Here is a 7,307-nt window from a genome sequence, read left to right on the forward strand (position 1 = left end):
AACGAGATTAATCCTGAGCCAATAAAGTTAAGCGAACGACATCTGCTTGGCTTGCAGCAGACATCTTGGTTTTTACTTGTGCGAATTGAGTTCGCACTGTTGTTATCGATACGCCGTGAGTGTGGGCATAATCTTTCAGGCTCATTCCTTGTGCGAATGCAGTAGCAAGTGCTGCTTCTCGTTTAGATAGGCCATACCAGCCACGAAGCCGTTCAGTGTTGATATTAGGTAGATTAGCTGGATCTTGAAAAAATAACGCAGCAATAGCGCTTTTCCCGTCTAACAGTTGAATTGATTCAATAGAAGCGAATATACCGCGTTCATCATTTGCGCGGTTTAACATCAGGGTTTGATGTGGTTTTGTGGATGCCGCATTAGCTTTGCAAATTTTTCTAATTTTTTGTTTGAATAATTTATCATACTCGGCCGATGTGCCTCGTAGATATCCTTTTTCAAGGTATAAGTCAGTCTGATACTGCAATGTTTTCATTGCTGCTTTGTTTGAAAATAAAAGTTGATGATTGGAGGATATTAACAATGTGGGTATGTACGCATTATTTACAATGTGATGTAGGCTTTCATCGATAAAACTGTTGGTACCCAATGCATCGCTATTTCGATCCAGCCGTTGATTGATAACGGACATAATCCAGTTTGTACTTTGCTCATCGAGTAATTTGAGCAATTGCATAGATCGATCACCGTACGGTTCTTGGCGTTCGGCGCGTAAGTTGCGGAAGTAAGCGGTTTCAAAGTCTTCTGCAAACAGTGTCTGTTTTGTTTTGGTCATACTAATGTAAGCTTGAACTAGGAATGCTGCTGCGAATAAAATGACCGATCATTACCAAGGAAGTTTTGCTTTCCGGAATTAGGTTTGACAGTTTTTGCCATACGTGCGGCATCTCTTCCCAAACATCCAATCGGGCCCGCCCACCTGCTTTACGTACGTTGCTAACGATTGAGCGTGCATCATCAAGTAACATGTCTGAACCTCCTGCGTGAACTAGTGTGTTTGGCAGGCCTGATAAATCGGTAAGGGCCGGTGAAACAAGCGGGTGATCAGCTTTTATGCCTTGTCTGTATGCATTGGCGAACATAGATACAAATTCCAAATTCGACATAAATGGATCAGCCTTAGCGTTCTCGATTATCGATGCACCTGAGAATGTGAGATCTGCCCACGGACATAATGCAACATATGCTGCAGGTATGGGTATATTTTGATCTCTTATCGCAATAAGGGCAGCAAGCGCTAGTCCTGCACCTGCGGAATCTCCCACAATGGCAATATCTTTGGGTGCATACCCTTCAGTTAGTAACCAGCTGTAGCTTTTGACGACATCTTCAATGGCATCAGGAAAAGGGTTTTCTGGTGCAAGTCCATAATCAACGGCAAGGACACGTGCGTCGGCATGAGTTGCAAGATTGGCCGCAAGCTTGTTGTGTAATTTTGTTCGGTCAAAGCAATAGCTGCCGCCGTGTACGTAAAGCACGATTCTTTTAGGCAGAGTATGGACACCTGGATATATATTGTCAGGCGTGAACCAGTTGCTAGGAACGGGGCACCCTTCAACGGGTGTGCTTTTGGGGGTGCGTAAGAATATGGAAATCATACCTTCTGATCGTGCAATAAAGTGTCGTGCTTTTTTCCAATCGATTTCATCATCAGCGTTTGTTTTTCTTAAAAGCTTCATCGCCCAGACGATGAGCTTAATATAACCAACAGCAGCTTTGCCTATTAGGCTTGCTGGATGAGGCTTGGTTGCTTCTGTCCACCAGTCAGCATTGCTGATAGCTACTTCACTGTATGATATGCTCGCCATATTTTTCTCCATTCCTCGTAAAGATATATTACGTGATTTTTATCTAAACATCATCACTTTTGATGATTTTTTCCGAAAAATGACCTTCTACATTTCGACCCAAAGCAATACATCAGCCTCTGTGCATCTCATGGGGCGATATTTGAATGAAGAAGGAAATTGCCTCATGCCTACGTTTACCGGAACAGCTGCTTCAGAGAACCTGATTGGATCAAGCGGAGCCGATACACTATCTGGTGAGGCAGGAAATGACACAATTAACGGCGGCGGCGGCATCGACTTGATCAGCTATGCTAGCAGCCCCTCCGGCGTTAACGTGAACTTGGTTACACTCAGCGCATCAGATGGCTTTGGTGATACAGATACCCTCATTGATATCAATGATGTAATTGGTTCGAATTTTTCGGACACTATTTCTGGAGATAACTTGAATAATGGTCTCGAAGGTAATGCAGGTAATGACCTTATCATTGGTCTAGACGGTGTTGACACTCTGACGGGTCAAGACGGAGAAGATACCCTTTTAGGCGGAGACGGAATTGATAATCTAAGTGGCGGAGACGGAAATGATCAGCTTTCAGGCGGTGCCGGGCTAGATATTTTGAGCGGAGGGTTTGGAAACGATTCGTTAAATGGAGGCATGGGTGATGACCTGCTCAATGGCGACCAAGGTGATGATACCCTATTGGGTGATATCGGAAATGATCTTCTTAGCGGCGGAAGTGGTAATGATTTAATCAATGGCGGCGATGGGGATGATTCACTGGCAGGTGGAGATGGCGCCTTATCCGGAGTGACAGCGGGTAATGACACATTAACCGGTGGTGCTGGGCGTGATACGTTTTTTATTATTGACCCAAATAGTAACCAGATTATCACAGATTTTAATACTGCGGATGATACGCTCGATCTGATAAATGTTAACATCACTAGCTTGCAAGAACTGGAAGATGCGTCTACGCAAATGGGTAGTGATGTTGTTCTCTCCATTGGCGGGAACGGTGCCCAAGTTCTTTTGGAAGGATTAAATTTAGCCGATTTTCTGTCAGCCAACTTCGATTTTGCCACTCCCAATGGCACGGTAGGCAACGATACTCTCACAGGGAGTTCAGACGGGGATGTTTTAGATGGGTTAGCTGGTGCCGATATCATTAATGGTGGTGATGGTAACGACTCGCTTAATGGTGGTGATGGCAATGATACGCTTAACGGTGATGATGGTAACGACACCGTAAACGGTGGCTTGGGCGACGATGAGCTCAATGGCGGTGCTGGCGCTGATACTACTGGCGGCCTGTCTGGCGGAAATGACACACTAAACGGTGGCGATGGCAACGATACGCTCGGTGACTTTGAAGGAAATAATAGTTTTTCTGGTGGCGCTGGTGATGACTTCCTCATCGGCGGCGCGGGTAATGATTTTTTTGATGGTGGCCCAGGAAACGATGGAATAACTGCGAGCCTAGGCAATGATACCCTTAATGGGGGCATTGGTGATGATAACTTAAATGGCGGTTCCGGTGATGATCTCCTGAATGGAGGTTTAGGCAATGATACCCTTGTTGGTGGTGCGGGTGCAGATATATTCAGAGTTGATGGCCTAGGTGGCCTTCAAACCATTACTGATTTTGATTTTACTGCTGATGGTATAGATTTTAGTTCATTCAACTTATTCGACTTCCCTCAGTTAAGCACTGCATCCACTCAGGTTGGTGTGGATATCTTTGTTGATCTCGGTGTGGGCGGACAAATTACAATACAAAATGTTGTGCTGAGTGATTTCCTAACCGGCTCATTTACATTTGCACCTGAACCGCCCGCAAACAGTGGCCCGATCATTACGCTGCCCACTGCTCCATCTGTGGATGAAGATGCTGTGGATGTACCGATTTCTGATACGGTTGAGATTGCGGACGCCGATGGTGACAACCAAACTGTAACGCTGACTGCAAGTGGCGGAACAATTTCAGTTAGCACAACAACGGGCGTGACATTTTCAATCAATGATGGTCTGGAAATATCGTTCATTGGCACATTATCGGATGTTAATGCTGCTCTTGACACGCTGACTTTCACACCACTTGCGGATGTAAATGGCACAAATGCAGGGAGCGTCCGTATTCAAACGGTTGACGGTGCTGGGGGTATTGATGATCAAACGCTGATATTTGATATTACACCAGTGAATGATTTGCCGACATCTAACGGCAATAGAATTACTATTGATGAAGATACATCCCGCACTTTCACTGTAAGTGACTTTGACTTTACCGATGTTGATACAGGCGACAGCCTACAATCTGTGAGAATTGACAGTATCAGTGTTGGAAACGGTAGTTTCCAACTGTTAGGTGTAGATGTTATCATGGGGCAAGTGATCAGTTTGGCTGATATCACAGCAGGTAATCTGGTTTATACACCTGCCGCCGATGAAAACGGCCCTGATCTGTTTAATTTCTCTTTCAGCGTGAATGATGGAACAGACTTTGCTGCCTTCTCCGCATTCATTGACATTGATGTAACTGATGTGCCTGAACTGTCTCCGGTCATTAACGGAACAGCGGATAATGACACGCTTGATGGTACCTCTGATAATGACACAGTGAATGGTCTTGATGGCAATGACAATCTGGACGGCCTTGCCGGTGATGACATGCTGAATGGGGGTGGTGGTTTTGATCGTGTAGAAGGCGGGCTTGGTAATGATATCCTTGATGGAGGAGAGGGTAGAGACACCCTGAGCGGTGGTAATGATAATGATATTGTGGAAGGCGGTGCTGATAACGATGAGGTAAGTGGTGGTCTAGGCAATGATACGGTGCGTGGCGGGGCTGGTAATGACACACTGCAAGGTAATACTGGAAACGATAGTATTGATGGTGGGGACGGCAATGATGTTTTGTTTGCAGCTTCAGGCTTTATAGCGGGTAATGATGAAGATGATCTGAGGCTTACTGGTAATTTGGCTGGTCAAGTCGGTGATAACACACTTGATGGCGGCGCTGGTGATGATACCCTTGTTGGTGGTGATGGCTTTAATACCCTGACTGGGGGGGCTGGTGCAGATACCTTTTTCTTTAACTCTTTGAACCTTCTTGGGGAACTTGGCAGGGATACCATCACGGACTTTAGCGTGTTGGAAGACACTATTTCACTTGCCTCTACAAATATCGAAAACCTGACTGATTTGATGGCCGTATCCAATCAAAATGGCCCTGATGTCGTTGTCACGCTGAGCAATGGTGACCGCATTGTCATTCAAAACATCACGTTAAGTGAGTTTTTTGGTGCGACATTCGCATTCCGGCAACCATCACTTGCAGGCACAGCAGGCAACGACACTATAAATGGAACGAATGGCGTCGATTTTGTTGATGGTGGTCCAGGTAACGATGTGCTGAACGGTGGTGATGAGGGGGATTTTCTCGAAGGAGGGTCGGGTAATGACACTTTGACAGGAGGCGCTGGTGGTGATGATTTTGCAGTTGATATTTTCTCCGATGACGTCATTACCGATTTTAACCCTGAAGACACTTTCACTGGAGACAGTTTAGATTTATCAAACACAGACATTGAAAATCTGGATCAGTTAACGGCCATTTCCGCGCAAAATGGCAATGATGTTGTGATTACATTTTCCAATGGTAACACGCTGACATTGCAAAATATTATGCTTGCAGACTTCCTTGCATCATCACGTATCAGTTTTGACAACGACCTGACAGCAGCAATCCCACCAGATGATTTGAGAATAACGGGTGGTGGTTTCGGTGATTTTCTGAACGGTGATTTAGGTAATGATAGTATCGAAGGTGCGGGCGGTAACGATAATATTGAAGGCCGTGACGGTAACGACACGTTGCTAGGTGGCGGACAAGATGACAACCTAAGTGGCGGTAACGGTGATGACAGCCTAAATGGTGGCACGGATAATGACCGTCTTCAGGGTGGTAATGGCGATGACACGCTGGAAGGCGGTGATGGTCTTGGTTCTGATACGCTAGAGGGCGGCAGGGGTGATAATACGCTTACTGGCGGCGAAGGGATTGATCGGTTTGTTATTGGCGTTGGCGCCTCAGATGAAATCACTGACTTTAACCCCGGTCTGGGAGAAGTGATTGACCTTAGTGCGACCGAGACAACCTCCCTAGATAGTATAGGCGAAACAACGACCGGCGATACGATTATTGGGCTTGGTAACGGTGAGATACTCAGACTCAGAGGCGTATCCATTGCTGACTTGAATGAGAGTAATTTTATCTTTGCAACACCGCCGTCTCCCGCCCCAACCCCAACACCTTCTCCCGCATCAGTGCCAGCCCCGGCTGCTGAACCTGATCCGGTAGTGATTGTGCGTAGTGAAGCGGATACAACTCCGGATACCATCGAAGGATCTTCTGCATCGGATAACATTATGGCCGGTAGCGGCGGTGATAAAGTCGATGCAGGGAATGGCAATGATGTTGTCGCCAGTGGTGGTGGTGATGATACGGTGTCTGGCGGCATTGGCACAGACAGTGTTGACGGCGGCGCAGGCAATGATGCTCTGCGTGGTGATCAGGGTGATGACACGGTGCTTGGAGGCGCGGGTAACGACACCATTGATGGTGGCAGTAACGCCGACTTCCTGCGCGGTGATGCGGGTGATGACAGTATATCTGGTGGTTCGGGTGATGACCGTGTGTTTGCTGGTCCTGACGACGAAGGCAATGATACGGTTGAAGGTAACCGCGGTAATGATGTTGTTGGCGGCGGTGCCGGTAATGACTTTATCGTTGGTGGTGACATTGACGGTAATGGCACAGATGCATCAGGTAATGACAGCCTGTTTGGTGGTGATGGTGATGATGTCATCATTGGTGGTTCGTTCGATACGACAACAAATATGGCAGTGAACGGAAACGGCGGCCGTAACACCATCTATGCTGGTGCTGGTAATGACAGCATCATTGGTGATGATGGTGGCGATACGCTTGGTGGCGGCAACGGAGATGACAGTGTCACTGGCGGTATGGGTAGTGACATTATCTATGGTGGTCGTGGCCCTGGTGAAGACACACTTTTTGGTGGCGGCGGCGATGATCAGGCATTTGGCGCATCAGACAATGATATGGTTAACGGTGGTGCTGGTAATGACACCCTGTTTGGCGGCGCGGGCGATGACACAGTTGACGGCGGTGATGACAATGATCTGATCTTCGGCGGTGCCGGTGATGACAATATCACTGGTGGTGACGGTAATGACACGTTCGCTTTCATCACAGGCTTTGGCAATGACACGATCACTGACTTTGGCACAGCGGACGGTGACAGTGACACGCTCGACTTCTCCGAGATCGAAGGCCTTGTGCTGGCTGACCTGCTATCCTCAGCCACGTTTGATGCGAGCGGTGCCACGCTCACCATCGGTACCCATGGTACACTGACCCTCGAAGGCATCAACCAAACCGAACTGCAAGCACTGTTTGATGCAGGGCAGGTGGT

At 47.2% G+C, this 7,307-nt stretch carries 3 protein-coding genes; 1 reads left to right on the plus strand and 2 read right to left on the minus strand.

Features of this window, described 5'->3' with window-relative positions:
* Positions 1–7: 7 nt before the first annotated feature.
* Together OEU88_RS17220 and OEU88_RS17225 are read right to left on the minus strand one after the other, a co-directional pair.
* Entirely contained in the window at positions 8–691 is a 684-nt protein-coding gene (locus OEU88_RS17220; protein ID WP_262696456.1) for a helix-turn-helix transcriptional regulator, read from the minus strand.
* A gap of 100 nt (positions 692–791) precedes the next feature.
* Positions 792–1,823, minus strand: coding sequence for an alpha/beta hydrolase (locus OEU88_RS17225; RefSeq protein WP_262696457.1), 1,032 nt, complete (start codon positions 1,821–1,823; stop codon positions 792–794).
* A gap of 166 nt (positions 1,824–1,989) precedes the next feature.
* Here OEU88_RS17225 and OEU88_RS17230 point away from each other — a divergent pair.
* Positions 1,990–7,307: calcium-binding protein (locus OEU88_RS17230; protein WP_262696458.1), on the plus strand; the 5,318-nt coding region annotated here is incomplete at its 3' end.

It is taken from the genome of Kordiimonas aquimaris (assembly GCF_025574485.1).
GTDB lineage: Bacteria > Pseudomonadota > Alphaproteobacteria > Sphingomonadales > Kordiimonadaceae > Kordiimonas > Kordiimonas aquimaris.